Origin of the sequence: Mesorhizobium sp. L103C119B0 (assembly GCF_000502235.1) — a bacterium.
Classification (GTDB): domain Bacteria; phylum Pseudomonadota; class Alphaproteobacteria; order Rhizobiales; family Rhizobiaceae; genus Mesorhizobium.
The window spans coordinates 234611-249929 of sequence record NZ_AYXE01000008.1; the positions used below are offsets into that span (position 1 = coordinate 234611).

Genomic DNA, 15319 nt, shown 5'->3' on the forward strand with positions numbered 1-15319 from the left:
ACGTCAGCAGGGCACCGCCCCTCACCCGGATTGCCAAACCGAATTGCATGAGCAATTCGGGCAATCCGACCTCTCCCCTCGGGGAGAGGAGCTAGCCTGTAACGATGCTTCCCTCTTCTCCCTCACGGGGAGGAGGGGGCGCGTAGCGGCCCGATGAGGGGGCATGGCGCCAACGTCAGCCCGGTGCCGCGAGCGCCTTTTCAATCTGCGGCAACAGAACATCCCTCGCCGACTCCCCTGTCAGCGGCCCGACATGCTTGTAGGCAATCTTGCCGTCCTTGCCGATGACGAAGGTTTCCGGCACGCCGTAGACGCCCCAGTCGATGGCCGTGCGGCCGGCCTCGTCGACACCTATCGCCTGGAACGGATTGCCGAGATCACCAAGGAACCGGCGCGCGTTTTGCGCTTGGTCCTTGTAGTTTAGCGCGGCCATGACGAAGCGCTTGTCCTGCGACAGCGCCAGGAGCACCGGATGCTCTTCCCGGCACGGCGCGCACCACGATGCAAAGACGTTGACCAGCGTTACCTTGCCGGCGAAGGCTTTTGAATCCAGCCCGGGCAGGTTTGATCCTTCCAGCGCCGGCAGGTTGGTCTGCGGCGCCGGCAGGCCGATCAGCGCCGACGGCACTGCCGCCTCGTCGCGTCCCGACAAAAGCTGCGACAGGAACAATCCGGCGAGGCCGAGAAAAACCAGCAGCGGCAACAGCACGATCAGGCGGCGGCGCGGCGACGCCGGCGTTTCGCTTTCCGTGCTCATGGCTTGCTGGCCCCAGTGCTGGCCCCAGTACCGGCTTTGTCCGAGCGACGCCGCACGCCGGCCGCTTCAAGTTCCGCCAGTTCGCGCTTGCGGGTCCGCTGGTCGAGCAGGATCCAGCCGATCAGCCCGGCCAGCACGATCACCGTGATGCCATAGGCGGCCGCGACATAGAGTGCGTGTGCACTCATGCGCTTCGCTCCCCTTCCACCGTCACTTCGTCGTGCTCGATCATGGCCTTCCCATAGCTTTGCGGCTTTCTTAGCTTTGCGGCTGGGGCTTCGCAATTGATCGTCGCGCCGCAGCGGTCATATCAATCCGTTCCATGCCGCAGCGCCAGTGCTGCCGCCACCGGACCCAGCACGGCAAGAAACAGCGTCAGCGCGGCAAGAATGAGGAAGGGCTGCAGGAACGGATCAGGATCGGCCACCGCGCCGTAGCTCGCCGACACCCCGAAGATCAGCACCGGGATCGTCAGCGGCAGCACCAGCACCGAGATCAGCAGCCCGCCACGCGGCAGCGCCACCGCCACCGCCGCCCCGACCGCGCCGATGAAAGTGATCGCCGGCGTGCCGGCCAGCAGCGTGAGCGCGGTGGCGCCGATGCTGAGCNGCCCCGACCGCGCCGATGAAAGTGATCGCCGGCGTGCCGGCCAGCAGCGTGAGCGCGGTGGCGCCGATGCTGAGCGGCTCCATGTTCATGAACAGGCTCAGCAGAGGTGCCGCAACAACCAGCGGCAGAACGCTGCCCGCCCAATGCGCCAGGCACTTCACCAGCACCGTCAACGCCAGCATGTGGCGGTCATTGCCCAGCACCAGAAGATCGAGCGACCCGTCTTCGCGATCGGCCTGAAACAGCCGGTCGAGGCCGAGCAGGCAGGCGAGCAGAGCGCCGATCCAAAGGATCGCCGGACCGATGCGGGCGAGCAGCTTCAGGTCCGGTCCGACACCGAAGGGGATGGTGGCGATGACGGCGAGGAAGAAGATGACGCCGGTGAGCGCTCCGCCGCCGGCGCGGATTGAGAGACGGACGTCGCGCAGGAAGAGGGCTAGCATTGCCAAGCCGCGCCTGCGGTTTGATCGCCATCTTGCCGAAGGTGGCGTTCCTTCACACCCCCCTCTGTCCTCCCGGACATCTCCCCCGCAAGGGGGGAGATTGGCAGCTCCACTGCTGACGCCTCTTTTTCAATGCCGGTGATTGGCGAAAGCCGGCATGACATCTGATCTCCCCCCCTGCGGGGGAGATGCCCGGCAGGGCAGAGGGGGGTGGGCGGGAATGCCGGCATCACCCTGTTGCTCCCATCCTCAATGCCTGTGCTCCATCCAATCCCAGCGGCAGGTGCGTCGCCGCGACAATAATCCCGCCCTCCGCGCAATGCCTCGTCATCAGCCCCGCAAACCGCGCATCCGAAGCCTTGTCCAGCCCGGCCGTCGGCTCATCCAGCAGCCACAGCGGCTTATGACTGACCAGCAATTTCGCAATTGCCGCGCGCCGCCTTTGCCCGGTCGACAGATAGCCGAAAGGCAGGTGGCCGATGCCGCCGAGACCAACCGTCTCCAGCGCCTCTTCGACACCCGACTGCCCATCGCCGTTGAAATCGCGCCAGAAGCGCAGATTCTCCGCCACGCTGAGCGCCGTCTTCATTGCATTGAGGTGGCCGAGATAGTGGACCGCCGAAGCGATCGTCGGAAACGTCTCGCCGCCGCCCTCGATGCGCACGTCGCCTTGCGCCTTCGGCAGCAGCCCGGCGATGACCCTGAGCAGCGTCGATTTGCCCGAACCGTTCGGCCCGGTGACGACCAGCACCTGGCCCTTGTCGAGCGCAAAACCGATGCCGGAAAAGACCGTCTCGCCGCCGCGTTCGCCGCCCAGATTTTCGGCAATCAGCCGCATGCCTGCCCGTCCCGAAAACTTTACCGCGCGATAGCTGCCGCATCGCACAAATTTGCTCCGCAACTGTCTAGAACTATTCCAGAAAATTCTCTATATGCGGGACATCCGTGCCAGCGGTCGGCACGGGAACAGAATTTGCGCCGAACCAGCGCACGCGCCGCCTTGAACGGCTCGGGTTGGCTGGGAACGGACAGCGGAAATGGCCGTACCCGCACCTTTGCGCGTGATTGCATGCCCATCGGCGTCCGTTCCCTTTCAGGCTGAACAGACAAGGACGGACCGCACGTGTCAAAATCCCTCGACAGTTTCAATTGCCGCCGCACCCTCACCGTGGGTGGCGCGGACTATGTCTATTACAATCTGGTCGAGGCCGAGAGGAACGGCCTCACCGGCATTGCCCATCTGCCTTATTCGATGAAGGTGCTGCTGGAAAACCTTTTGCGCAATGAAGACGGCCGCTCCGTCACCAAGGACTCTATCCAGGCTGTGGCTGGCTGGCTGACGGACAAGGGCACCGCCGGCGTCGAGATCGCCTATCGCCCGGCGCGTGTCCTGATGCAGGATTTCACCGGCGTCCCGGCGGTGGTCGACCTTGCCGCCATGCGCGACGGCCTCAAGGCGCTCGGCGGGGATCCGCAGAAGATCAATCCGCTGGTGCCGGTCGACCTCGTCATCGACCACTCCGTCATCGTCGACGAATTCGGCACGCCACTGGCCTTTGCCAGGAATGTCGAGCTCGAATATGAGCGCAACGAAGAGCGCTATAAATTCCTGAAATGGGGCCAGCAGGCGTTCCGCAATTTTCGCGTCGTGCCGCCCGGCACCGGCATCTGCCATCAGGTCAACCTCGAATATCTCGGTCAGGTCGTCTGGACCAACACGGAAGACGGCGAAACGACCGCCTATCCCGACACTTGCGTCGGCACCGATTCGCACACCACCATGATCAATGGCCTTGGCGTGCTCGGCTGGGGCGTCGGCGGTATCGAGGCCGAGGCGGCGATGCTCGGCCAGCCGGTTTCCATGCTGTTGCCCGAAGTCATCGGCTTCCGCCTTACCGGCAAACTCAGGGAAGGCATCACCGCCACTGACCTGGTGCTGACCGTCACCCAGATGCTGCGCAAGAAGGGCGTCGTCGGCAAGTTCGTCGAGTTCTTCGGCCCGGGCCTGTCCAACATGACGCTGGCCGACCGCGCCACCATCGGCAACATGGCGCCCGAATATGGCGCCACCTGCGGCTTCTTCCCGGTCGACGGCGAGACCATCCGCTACCTCACAATGTCGGGCCGCGAGGAAAGCCGCATCGCCCTGGTCGAGGCCTATTCCAAGGCGCAAGGCATGTGGCGTGACGCCGGCTCGGCCGACCCTGTCTTCACTGACCTGCTCGAACTCGAGCTCGACAGCGTCGTGCCGTCGATGGCAGGTCCCAAGCGCCCCGAAGGCCGCGTTCCGCTCGAAGGCATTCCGGCCGGCTTCGCAAAGGCGATGGAAACCGAGTACAAGAAGGCTGCCGAAATCCACAAGCGCTATGCCGTCGAAGGCACCGACCATGATCTCGGTCATGGCGATGTCGTCATTGCCGCCATCACGTCCTGCACCAACACCTCCAACCCGAGCGTGCTGATCGGCGCCGGCCTCTTGGCGCGCAACGCCAACCGGCTCGGCCTCAAGCAGAAGCCGTGGGTGAAGACCTCGCTGGCGCCGGGCAGCCAGGTGGTCGCCGAATATCTGGAAAAGTCCGGCCTGCAGAAGGAGCTCGACCAGATCGGCTTCAACCTGGTTGGTTTCGGCTGCACCACCTGCATCGGCAATTCGGGCCCGTTGCCAGCGCCGATCTCCAAGACCATCAACGATAAGGGCCTGATCGCCGCCGCGGTGCTCTCCGGCAACCGCAATTTCGAAGGCCGCGTTTCGCCTGACGTGCAGGCGAACTATCTGGCGTCGCCGCCGCTGGTGGTAGCCCATGCTTTGGCCGGCACCGTCACCAAGGACCTGACCACCGAGCCACTCGGCGAAGGCCGTGACGGCAAGCCGGTCTATCTCAGGGATATCTGGCCGAGTTCGGCCGAGATCCAGGAGTTCATCGAGAAGAACGTCACACGTGAGCTGTTCGCCCGCAAATATGCCGACGTCTTCAAGGGCGACGAATACTGGCAGAACGTCAAGGCGCCGGAAGGCCAGACCTATGCCTGGGACGACAACTCGACCTATGTGCAGAACCCGCCCTATTTCGCCGGCATGACCTCCGGTTTCGGCAAGATCGGCGACATCAAGGGCGCGCGCGTGCTCGGCCTGTTCGGCGACAAGATCACCACCGATCACATCTCACCGGCGGGTTCGATCAAGGCCGCTTCCCCGGCCGGCAAATACCTCACCGACCATGGCGTCGGCGTTGCCGACTTCAACCAGTACGGCACAAGGCGCGGCAACCATGAGGTGATGATGCGCGGCACCTTCGCCAACATCCGCATCCGCAACCATATGCTGGGCGAGAACGGCCGCGAGGGCGGCTACACCATCCACTACCCGTCGAAGGAAGAGGAATCGATCTACGACGCGGCGATGAGGTACAAAAAGGAAGGCGTGCCGCTGGTCATCTTCGCCGGCGTCGAATACGGCAACGGCTCCTCCCGCGACTGGGCAGCTAAAGGAACGAATCTCCTCGGTGTCCGTGCCGTCATCGCCCAGTCCTTCGAGCGCATCCATCGCTCCAACCTGGTCGGCATGGGCGTCATCCCCTTCGTCTTCGAGGAAGGCACCTCATGGGCCTCGCTCAACCTCAAGGGTGACGAGCTGGTCGAGATCGACGGCATAAGCACCATCAAGCCACGCCAGACGATGATCGCCAAGGTGACCTATGGCGACGGCACCGTGAAGAACGTGCCGATCATCTGCCGCATCGATACGCTGGACGAACTCGACTACTTCAAGAATGGCGGCATTTTGCAATACGTGCTGCGCGATCTGGCCGCGTAGCGGCCAGGGCTTAGGCAGTAGGGATTGGGCGGTAGCGGGGAAGGACATCCCCCACTCCCTACTCCCTACTCCCTACTCCCAGTCTTTCCAAAGCATTGCCCGACCCGATCGAAGCCCCGCCCTGTACGACAGGAGTAAAAACCGGCTGGGCTCAGCAAGATCTGCCCCACGCTCCTGATGCCATGCTCCCGATCGAACCGGGCGGTGAAGTGCTCCCCCTGTGATGGCCATACCCATGGTTGCGGCAGCAAAAATTTCACCGCAACGTGACTTCCCGTTGACTGTCGCTTCTGCCACAAATCTGGGCAACCAGAACAAGGCCGGCGTCACCGGCGGGAATCGGAACGATCATGGCACCTCGACACCCTCTGCGGCTTGCGGCTTTTGCGCTGGCCTTCTCGGCGCTTGCCGGGACCGGGTTCGCCGAGGAATCGGGAACGACCCAGACCGACAAACCGCAGATTGACAGGCCCTTGGGCGTGGTCGAGCTGTTCACCAGCCAGGGCTGCAATTCCTGCCCGCCGGCGGACGCGTTCTTTGCCGAGCTGGCGGCCAAGGACAACGTCGTCGCGCTCGCCTACCACGTCAATTACTGGGACTATCTCGGCTGGCAGGACACGCTGAGCAGCAAGGACAATACTGACCGGCAATATGACTATATGCGCGCCTTCGGCACCCGCTCCGTCTACACGCCGCAAGCCGTCATCAATGGTCGCAGCGATGTCAACGGCGCCAGCCGCAAGGAGGTCGACGGCGCGCTTGCCCGCATGGAGAAATCCGGTGAAGGCATGCGGGTCAGCGTCAAGGTCAGCCGCACCAGCGATCGCGTCATGATCGATGCCGGCGACGCCGGTAGCGGCCCCAGCGACGCCCATGTCGTCATCGTCTATTTCGAACCACCGCAGACGGTGACCATCGCCAAGGGCGAGAACACCGGCCGCAGCATGACCTACTGGAACGCCGTCACCGGCATCCAGACCGCCGGCATGTGGCACGGCAAGGCGCAGCGCTACGAATTGCCGATGACGGAGATCGCCAAGAAAGGCGGCTGCGCCGTGCTGCTGCAGTCGGTCGGCAAGGACGGCCTGCCGGGCCCTATTCTGGGCGCTGCGTTTATTCACAAGCCTTAAGAGGCCCCCTCATCCGGCCGCTCTCGGCCACCTTCTCCCCGAGGGGAGAAGGGGCTGAATCAGCGCTGGCGCGAACTCCTCTCCGCTCGGGGGAGGTCGGATTGGCCCGAATTGCTGTTGCAATTCGGCTGGCAATCCGGGTGAGGGGATGCGCCCGCAAACTGGGCACCGCAGCCTCCGGCAAATTCTTCAAGCAGCCAAAAACAAAAAAACCGACGTCAGCTTGCTTCTGACGTCGGTCATTTAGGTTTTGGGATCGTCGCACCCGGTCTCTCCCTGAGGAAAGTCCGAGGTTGGTTCGATCCGACGCAGACCCGTGGGCGGGGGGCTTGGGGTTTACGAGCCGGTGCCGGACCGAACCGTCTCAGGCAACGCCGGTAAATTCGTCGGACATTGGGGCATGAGCGCGGATAAAAAAAGGCGGAAATGTGGCGAGGCATCACCAATTCAAACACCGCGTTTTATAAAAGTGACTGGACGTTGCGAAAACAGCGCAGTCCCGGGATGGTTAGCCGGGCCTTGCAATTCCACGGCGAACACGCCAACTTCTGCAAGCGAGATTCATTTTCAAAGGGATCGCGGGATGACCGATCGCAGCGGTGGGACGGAGGATGGGGACGCATCCGCAATATTGATCCCGCTGCACGAGGCGCGACGCGAACGCCTCGACCAGCCGGTCCGTTTCGACCGGCGTGAACTCGACGAGATCCTGAGGCTGTACGGACGCATGGTCGCCGCCAACGAATGGCGCGACTATGCCATCGATCATCTGTCTGATCGGGCTGTGTTTTCAGTCTTCCGCCGGGCCAGCGAAGTGCCGCTGTTCCAGATCGTCAAGGATCCGAAACTGGCGCGCCGGCAAGGCGCCTTCGCCGTCATCGCCGCCGGCGGCCGAATCCTCAAGCGCGGCCAGGAACTCGGTCGCGTGCTCAACGTCTTCGATGCTAAGCTGAAGATTGTCCAGGCCTAATTGAGAATTGGGGAATTGAAGAACTGAAGAATTGAAAAAAGAGGATGTAACGGTCGAAATACCGCCGGGTTTGTTCTCAGCTATTCAAATCCTCAATTCTTCAGTTCTTCAACTCCTCAATTCCCCCTCCTCAGGCTCTCACGAAACTTCCGCTCCGGCAGCGAATGCGGATCGGGCGGAACCGTTACGCCGCCATTCAGCGACAGCTGCATGAACACCGTGTCAAGCCAGCGCCCATGCTTGTAGCCGGAGCCTTCCAGGCGACCGGAATGGCGAAAGCCGAGCTTTTCATGCAGCCGCACCGAGGCGCTGTCTGCATGGCCGTCGCCGATCACCGCGACGATCTGGCGAAAGCCCGCCATACGGCAGGCTTCAATCAGCGCCTGCATCAGCAGCAGCCCGACGCCCTGGCCCTTCGCATCAGGCGCGACATAGACGGAATCCTCTACGATGAAGCGGTAGGCCGGGCGCGGCCGGAACGCGCCGGCATAGGCGTAGCCGAGCAGCGCGCCACCTCGTTCCGCCACCAGATAGGGAAAGCCCCCCACCGTCAGGCTGTCGAAGCGCGTACCCATCTCAGTGCGGCTGGGCGGCTCCAGCTCATAGCTCGCGGTGCCATGCGTCACGGCATCGCCGTAGATCTCGGTAATTCGGCCGAGGTCGCCTTCCAAGGCCGCGCGGATGGAAATAGTGCTCATGATTTATGCAGACGATTCATCTGCCTCCATGACAGCAAAGGCCGGCACAAAAGAAAAGGGCGGCCGTTGGCCGCCCTCTTGATATCAGCTGGTCCAGTTGCCTGATGGGAAGACCGCCTAGCGGCGATCGCCCATGAACTGCAGCAGGAACATGAACAGGTTGATGAAGTCGAGATATAGCCTCAACGCGCCCATGATCGCCTTGCGGCCGGCAACGTCGGCCTGATCGCCTTCGTAGTACATTTCCTTGATGGTCTGCGTGTCATAGGCGGTGAGCCCGGCGAAGATCAGCACGCCGATCGCCGAGATGGCGAAGCCGAGCGCCGACGACTGCAGGAAAATGTTGATCAGCATGGCGATCACCAGGCCGACCACGCCCATGACCAGGAACGAGCCGAAGGCCGAAAGGTCGCGCTTGGTCGTGTAGCCGTAGAGCGACAGCGCGCCGAAGGCGGCCGCCGTGGCGAAGAACGTCTGGGTGATCGACGCGCCGGTGTAGACCAGGAAGATGGTCGACAGCGACAGGCCGACCAGGCCCGAATAGACCCAGAAGGTGGTTTGCGCCGCGGCCACGCTCATCGACTGGATCCTGAACGACAGGAAGAAGACGGCGGCGAGTGGAGCCAGGATGACCACCCAGCGGAAGGCGCTGGCATAGATCAGCGTGCCGAAAGCGGTCAGCTGTCCGTCGCCGGTGACGGCGAGCTGGAAAGCGCCCCAGGCGGCGACGCCGGTGATGAGGAGGCCAAGCCCCATCAAATTGTAGACCTTGAGCATGTAAGTGCGCAGGCCTTGGTCAATGTCGGCGCGCGCGCCCGGCACGGCCGAAGTCTGGTAGTTGCGAATGGGCTCAGCCATTGGAATCCTCTGTTGCTTCTGCCCCGTACGGTGTCAGGCCCTTTCGGACCTGGGCGCCGCTGGCGGGGCTCCAGCATGCCTGTGGCGAAATATGATGGTTCTTGACGTCAAGAACAAGACCGTAACAGGCTGCAAGCTTGGTGAATCGCAGGAAGCCGGTTTTCTTGGGCTTCCATGACTGCACATTACCAAGATTTAATCGGAAACGGCAGATTCGGCCAACCTTGCCGCTTGGGGCCTAGAGGTTGCGCAGCACCGGCGCCGCCCTGTGGCCGAGCACCCGCCAGGTGCCGGCAAGGCCGATGCCGACCGTGATCACCAGCGCAAACACCAAGGTCGCCACTGCCACCTCCGGCATGAAATGCGACGGCAGTGTCATGATGCGGGCAACGATGTACCAGGCGGAGACGCCGCCGGCAGCCAACGCGAACACCGCGGTGGCCAGGCCGATCAGCATGTATTCCAGCGAAAACGCCGCGATAAGCGTGCGCCTCGTGGCGCCCAGCGTCTTCAGCACCACGGCATCGTGGATGCGGGCGCGATTTCCCGCGGCGAGCGCGCCGGCAAGCACCAGCACCGAAGCGATCAAGGCAACGCCGGCCGCGGCCCGGATCGCCGTGCCGAGCTGGCCGACCAGCCGGTTGACGACATCGAGCGCGTCCTTGACCCGAACTGTCGTCACCGCCGGGAAGGCGCGGGTGACGGCGTTCAGCAGGCGGGCATCCTCTGCTGCCGTGGCATCCTTTTCGGTCAGCGTCGCCAGCCAGCCATGCGGGGCGCCGGCAAAAGTGTTGGGCGAGAACACCATGACGAAGTTGATGCCCATCGTCTCCCATTGCACCTCGCGGAAATTGGCGATCCTGGCCGTCACATTGCGTCCGAGCACATTGACGGTGACGGTATCGCCAAGCTTCAGGCCGAGCGCCTTGCCTTCATCGTTGGAGAACGAAACCAGCGGTTCGCCGCTGTAATTCTCCGGCCACCAGCTGCCCTCGGTCAGTGTCGCATTGGCCGGCTGTTTGGCGTCGTAGGTCAGGCCGCGATCGCCGCGCAGCACCCAGGCGCCTTCCGATGGCACATTGGCCTTGTCGACACTAACGCCGTTCAGCGCCATCACCCGGCCGCGCAGCATCGGCACCTTGACCAGCGTTCCCTTCGGCGCCTCTTTGCCGATCAATGTCGAGAAGGCATCGACCTCGCTATTCTGGATGTCGACGAAGAAGAAATTCGGCGCCCGTTCCGGCAGACTGCCGGAGATCTGCTGCCTGAGATTGCCGTCGATCAGCGCCAGCGTCACCAAAAGCGTCAGGCCGAGGCCCAGCGACAGCACGACGGACGGCGTCAGCGCGCCGGGCCGGTGGATGTTGCCGATGGCGAGCCGAAGCGCGACCGAGCGCGCATGCGGGCTTTTGCGCGCCACCCACTGCACCACCGCACCGACCAGGCGCAACACCAGAAAAGCAAAGACCGTCGCGCCGACGAAGATCGTGGCGATGCGCCGGTCGCCGGAAAACAGGATGGCCAAAGCCGCCAAAGCGAGCGCGATGCCGACCGCCGTGGCAAGATAGGGCAGGCGTGGAAAGCCGCGGCCCTCAAAACCCATTTCGCGAAACAGCGCGGTCGCCGGCACATCGCGGGCGCGGCCGAGCGGCAACAGCGCGAAGGCAAGCGTCACCAGCAGCCCGAACAGCGCGGCAAGAGCCAGCGCAACGGGATAGAAGCCGCCTTTAGCCGGCACCGGAATGACCGACTGGAGCGCAGCGCTGGCAGCAAACGGCATGGCGGCGCCGAGGATGAGGCCAAGCGCGATGCCGAGGCCGGCGATCATCAGGATCTGCACGAGATAGACGGTGAAGACGAAGCCGCCCGAGGCGCCAAGGCTCTTGAAGGTGGCGATGACGCCGCGCTTGCCGTCGAGATAGGCGCGCACCGCATTGGCAACGCCGACGCCGCCGACGACCAGCGCCGTCAGCCCGACCAGCGTCAGAAATTGCGAGAAGCGCTCGATGTTGGAGGACAGCGCCGGCGCGGCGTTCGAGCGGGTGCGGATCGACCAGCCGGCTTCGGGGAAATCGCTCGCCGCCCGATCCTGGATGGCCTTGAGATCGGCCTCGCTGGCGCCGGCCGGCAGCCGAACCTTGTAGGCATTCTCGACCAGGCTGCCTGGCTGGATCAGCCCAGAGGCGGCAAGCCCCGCGGTCGAGACCATCAGCCGCGGCGCGAAGCCGAAACCGTCCGACACCGCATCCGGTTCGCTCACCAGCCTGGCCCGCAATTCGAATGTCGCGCTGCCGACCTTCAGCCGGTCACCGATCTCCACATTCAGCCGGTCGAACAACAGGTCGGGCGCGGCGGCGCCAAAGACGCCTGATTTCTCGCCGAACAAATCCTTTCTGCCAAGCTGCGGCGCGGTCTCGATCGCGCCATAGAGCGGATAGGCGTCGTCGACGGCCTTGGCCTCGACCAGCGCCTGGTCGGAGCCTTCTTCCAGCCGCGCCATCGAGCGCATATTGGCGCTGTGCGACACAGTGCCGAGGCGGTCGAGGAAGGTGCTTTCGGCTGGCGTCGCATCGCGCTGGTTGAGCTGGAAGCGCAAGTCGCCGCCAAGCAGCGTCTGGCCCTGGTCTGCAACGCCTGCGGTGATCGCCTGCGCCACCGAATTGACCCCGCCGATTGCAGCGACGCCGAGCGCAATGCAGGCAAGGAAGATCAGGAAACCCGACAACCCGCCGCGCATCTCGCGCAGCGAGAAGCGGAACGCGAGCTTCAGCGTCTGCGACAGTGGCATCAGGCCGGCACCTTGACCTGCGCTACCGGCGCATCCTCGATGCGGCCCGAGCGCATCGAGACCTGGCGCGAGCAGCGCGCCGCAAGGGCCGGATCGTGCGTGACCAGCAACAAGGTCATGCCGCGCTCGGCCGCCTTGGCGAACAAAAGGTCGGCAACCTGCCGCCCCGTCGCCTGGTCGAGATTGCCGGTCGGCTCGTCGGCGATGAGAATGCGCGGCGACGGCGCCAGCGCGCGGGCGATCGCCACGCGCTGCTGTTCGCCGCCGGACAGCTCGCCCGGATAGTGGGTGACGCGGTCGCTCAAGCCCACCGCTGCCAGCTCGCGCGCGGCGACGCCGAACGGATCGGCATGGCCGGCCAGTTCCAGCGGCACCGCGACATTTTCGAGCGCCGTCATGTTGGGAATGAGATGGAACGACTGGAAGACGATGCCGATGTTTCGGCCCCGAAACGATGCGATCTGGTCCTCGCTTTTGCCGTTCAGCAATTCGCCGGCGATCCGCACCGTCCCCGAATCGACCTGCTCCAGCCCGGCAAGCACCATCAGCAAGGTCGACTTGCCGGAACCCGAAGGGCCGACAATGCCGGTCGCCTCGCCGCGCGTCACGTCAAGGCTGACGCCTTTCAGCACATGCACCGACGAAGCCCCTTGGCCCAGGGTCAGGGATATGTCTTTCAGCGCGATGACGGCTTCTGTCACAATTAAAGCGTCCTATATCAGGATGAAGGCTCTGCTTGCCGGAAGCCGACGCCGGAAGAATTCCTCGGGTATATGGGGCCTGCCACATGTCTTTCAAACGCAAGATATCTTTCAAACGCTTGAATGCCGCAGGGCTCGTCCTTTTCGTCACCCTTTGCGGCGCCATTTCGTCCGTGCGCGCCGAGACGTTCACCATCGTCGGCTTCGGCGACAGCCTGATGGCCGGTTTCGGCCTCGGGCCTGGCGATGGCTTTACCGACAAATTGCAAGCTGCGCTGCGCGCCAAAGGCCATGACGTCACCGTAGCCAACGCCGGCGTTTCAGGCGACACCTCGAGCGGCGGCTTGGCGCGGCTTGACTGGTCGGTGCCGGATGGGACAAGGCTGGTTATCCTCGAACTCGGCGCCAACGACATGCTGCGCGGCGTCTCGCCCAGCATCACGGAAAAGAACCTGGACGACATGCTGGCGAAGCTGAAAGCGCGCAAGATCGCGGTGCTTTTGGCCGGCATGCGCGCCGCTCCCAATCTCGGCGCCGACTACCAGAACGCCTTCGATGCGATCTATCCAAAGCTGGCCGCGAAATACGATGTGCCGCTCTATCCGTTTTTTCTCGATGGCGTCGCCGGGCAGTCCGGCCTGCAGTTGGAGGATGGCCTGCATCCCAATCCGAAGGGCGTCGCAGCGATGGTCGAGCGCATCATGCCCGCCGTGGAGAAGGCGATTGCGGCAGTTGAGGGTGGCGGTTGAACGCCGGCCTGACGAGAATAACGCGGCGTTCGCCTCGCGCGAACTTTGAAACAAAAGACCGGGCTGCCGATGACCCGAGTCATCCATGCTGCGCTCGAAGAGCATATGCAGCATCTGGGTAATGCAAGCGCCGAGGCGGCACGGCAATAGTGCTCATTCATCGCTTGGAGGCGCCTGTTCGTAAAAATGCCTGCAACCAACAAACCACTTGCCCCGTTTGACTATCGATGATTCGCTAGGGGGCACAGTTCGATTCGAGGAAGGGAGGCTCACCATGCCGCGTCTTTTCACCGCCCTCGAAATACCCCGTGACGCCGCTCTTTCGCTGTCCCTGCTCAGGGGCGGCCTGCCCGGAGCCCGCTGGATCGATGTCGAAAACTACCATCTGACGCTGCGCTTCATCGGCGACGTCGAAGGCCATATCGCCGACGAAATCGCCAACGCACTCGACCGGGTGCACCGCCCATCCTTCTCGCTCACCCTGTCCGGAGTTGGCGCTTTCGGCCAGAAGAAGCCGCACGCCGTCTGGGCCGGCGTCTTCGCCTCGCCCGACCTTTCGGCGCTGCAAGGCGAAATCGACCGCATCTGCCAGCGGCTCGGCCTGCCCGCCGACCCGCGCAAGTTCACCCCGCATGTTACGCTGGCACGCTTGCGCAATTCGAGCCCGCTCGACGTCGCCCAGTACCTGTCGGCGCGCGGCAATTTTGCGACGCTACCGTTTCGCGTCGGCCGCTTCGTGCTGATGTCGTCGCGCGATTCGGTCGGCGGCGGTCCCTACATTGTCGAGGAGGCGTGGCCGCTCTCCGGCGTCGACGCCCGCGCCACCAATCTCGTCGCCAGCGCCTCCGACGCTTCGCGGATCATGCGGTAGACCGAAGCGAACGCTTCGGCCCCGTCATAATAGGGATCCGGCACGTCGCGGGTTTTGCCCTGCGCAAACTCTGCCAAGAGATGAATACGTTCGCGCGCACCGGCCGGCGCCAACGCCTTGAGGTCGCGGACATTCTGCCGATCCATGCCGAGGATCAGGTCGAAGCGCGAAAAATCCCCCGGCCTGACCTTGCGTGCCCGCTGCCCTGATATGTCGATGCCGTGGCGGGCCGCAATCGCGATCGAGCGCGGGTCGGGCGCTTCGCCGAGGTTCCAGCCGCCGGTCGCCGCAGAGTCCAGCACGATATCGTCCAGCACCATGTCGCGGCCGCGCTCCGCCAGCACGGCGCGAAACACGCCTTCGGCCAGGGGTGAACGGCAGATGTTGCCGAGGCAGACGAAGAGTATGGAATTTATCGGCTTTACGCTCATTCGATATGCGCCGTTCGTGCATTTGGAAGCCCAAAACGCAAAGGACTTTTGGGCGACTTGCATTATGGTGAGGGTCGATATCTTTGATAGCATGGGAAATCATCATGAAGAGAGAGAAACTCAGCAAGGACGCCATCGCCGCCGCACTGGCCGAACTGCCTGGCTGGTCGCAGGCAGCCGATGGCGCCTCCATCAAGCGCAGCTTTGTCTTCAAGAATTTTTCCGAAGCCTTCGCCTTCATGACCCGCGTCGCGCTGGCCGCCGAGAAGATGGACCATCATCCCGACTGGTCGAACGTCTACAAGACTGTCGACGTGACGCTCAACACCCATGATGCCGGCGGTGTCACCGCGCTCGACATCGCGCTGGCCAAGAAGATGAATGGGTATGCAGGCGGCTGAACGCTGGGGCGGCAACGCCAAATCGGCGCCATCCTCTTGCAGTGGACCGGGACTTTCACCACATTTTCCGTGGCGGCCGCGCGAAACGCGTAGCGCGAC

Annotated in this window: 14 protein-coding genes and 1 pseudogene; 6 read left to right on the plus strand and 9 right to left on the minus strand. The window is 63.6% G+C overall.

Annotated features, from left to right (window positions below):
* Positions 1-175 precede the first annotated feature (175 nt).
* The 4 genes and pseudogenes from X728_RS150375 to ccmA form a co-directional block, all read right to left on the minus strand.
* Positions 176-757, minus strand: a complete 582-nt coding sequence (locus X728_RS150375) for a DsbE family thiol:disulfide interchange protein (RefSeq protein ID WP_023726030.1) — start codon at positions 755-757, stop codon at positions 176-178.
* Positions 754-945 (minus strand): heme exporter protein CcmD, encoded by a 192-nt coding sequence (gene ccmD, locus X728_RS150370; protein ID WP_023831873.1) that lies wholly within the window; start codon positions 943-945, stop codon positions 754-756. The genes X728_RS150375 and ccmD overlap by 4 nt, the downstream gene beginning before the upstream one ends.
* A gap of 122 nt (positions 946-1067) precedes the next feature.
* Positions 1068-1809, minus strand: a pseudogene (gene ccmB, locus X728_RS01000000166815) (heme exporter protein CcmB).
* Between the two features lie 229 nt (positions 1810-2038).
* Positions 2039-2647: a heme ABC exporter ATP-binding protein CcmA gene (ccmA, locus tag X728_RS150365; protein WP_023683847.1), complete on the minus strand. Its 609-nt coding sequence runs from the start codon at positions 2645-2647 to the stop codon at positions 2039-2041.
* Positions 2648-2932: 285 nt separating this feature from the next.
* On the opposite strand from ccmA, the gene acnA reads away from it, so the two are divergent.
* The 3 genes from acnA to X728_RS150350 all read left to right on the plus strand — a co-directional run bounded on the left by acnA (position 2933) and on the right by X728_RS150350 (position 7723).
* Complete coding sequence (acnA, locus tag X728_RS150360) at positions 2933-5623, plus strand: aconitate hydratase AcnA (protein ID WP_023687676.1); 2691 nt, start codon at positions 2933-2935, stop codon at positions 5621-5623.
* Positions 5624-5973: 350 nt separating this feature from the next.
* Complete coding sequence (locus tag X728_RS150355) at positions 5974-6753, plus strand: thioredoxin family protein (protein ID WP_023831874.1); 780 nt, start codon at positions 5974-5976, stop codon at positions 6751-6753.
* A gap of 583 nt (positions 6754-7336) precedes the next feature.
* The gene (locus X728_RS150350) at positions 7337-7723 is read left to right on the plus strand and encodes a DUF2794 domain-containing protein (protein ID WP_023683844.1); all 387 of its coding nucleotides are present in this window, start codon (positions 7337-7339) and stop codon (positions 7721-7723) included.
* Between the two features lie 116 nt (positions 7724-7839).
* Here X728_RS150350 and X728_RS150345 read toward each other — a convergent pair whose 3' ends face one another.
* From X728_RS150345 to X728_RS150330, 4 genes are all read right to left on the minus strand, one after another.
* Positions 7840-8421, minus strand: a complete 582-nt coding sequence (locus X728_RS150345; RefSeq protein WP_023831875.1) for a GNAT family N-acetyltransferase — start codon at positions 8419-8421, stop codon at positions 7840-7842.
* 117 nt (positions 8422-8538) lie between these two features.
* Complete coding sequence (locus X728_RS150340; protein ID WP_023671726.1) at positions 8539-9279, minus strand: Bax inhibitor-1/YccA family protein; 741 nt, start codon at positions 9277-9279, stop codon at positions 8539-8541.
* A 238-nt stretch (positions 9280-9517) separates the two neighbouring features.
* Positions 9518-12067 carry an ABC transporter permease gene (locus X728_RS150335; RefSeq protein WP_023831876.1) on the minus strand — a complete coding sequence of 850 codons (2550 nt, stop codon included), beginning with the start codon at positions 12065-12067 and terminating at the stop codon, positions 9518-9520.
* On the minus strand, positions 12067-12768 hold the full coding sequence (locus tag X728_RS150330) for an ABC transporter ATP-binding protein (RefSeq protein WP_023831877.1): 702 nt from the start codon (positions 12766-12768) through the stop codon (positions 12067-12069). Before X728_RS150330 ends, X728_RS150335 begins: the two co-directional genes overlap by 1 nt.
* 104 nt (positions 12769-12872) lie before the next feature.
* Here X728_RS150330 and X728_RS150325 point away from each other — a divergent pair, with 104 nt between their 5' ends.
* Complete coding sequence (locus tag X728_RS150325; RefSeq protein WP_023671723.1) at positions 12873-13517, plus strand: arylesterase; 645 nt, start codon at positions 12873-12875, stop codon at positions 13515-13517.
* A 274-nt stretch (positions 13518-13791) separates the two neighbouring features.
* Positions 13792-14388, plus strand: coding sequence for an RNA 2',3'-cyclic phosphodiesterase (gene thpR / locus X728_RS150320; protein ID WP_023831878.1), 597 nt, complete (start codon positions 13792-13794; stop codon positions 14386-14388).
* Here thpR and X728_RS1000000169035 read toward each other — a convergent pair.
* Complete coding sequence (locus X728_RS1000000169035) at positions 14292-14819, minus strand: low molecular weight protein-tyrosine-phosphatase (RefSeq protein ID WP_023671721.1); 528 nt, start codon at positions 14817-14819, stop codon at positions 14292-14294. The genes thpR and X728_RS1000000169035 overlap by 97 nt on opposite strands.
* Positions 14820-14923: 104 nt before the next feature.
* On the opposite strand from X728_RS1000000169035, the gene X728_RS150315 reads away from it, so the two are divergent.
* Complete coding sequence (locus tag X728_RS150315; RefSeq protein WP_023706758.1) at positions 14924-15220, plus strand: 4a-hydroxytetrahydrobiopterin dehydratase; 297 nt, start codon at positions 14924-14926, stop codon at positions 15218-15220.
* The last annotated feature ends 99 nt before the right edge of the window (positions 15221-15319 follow it).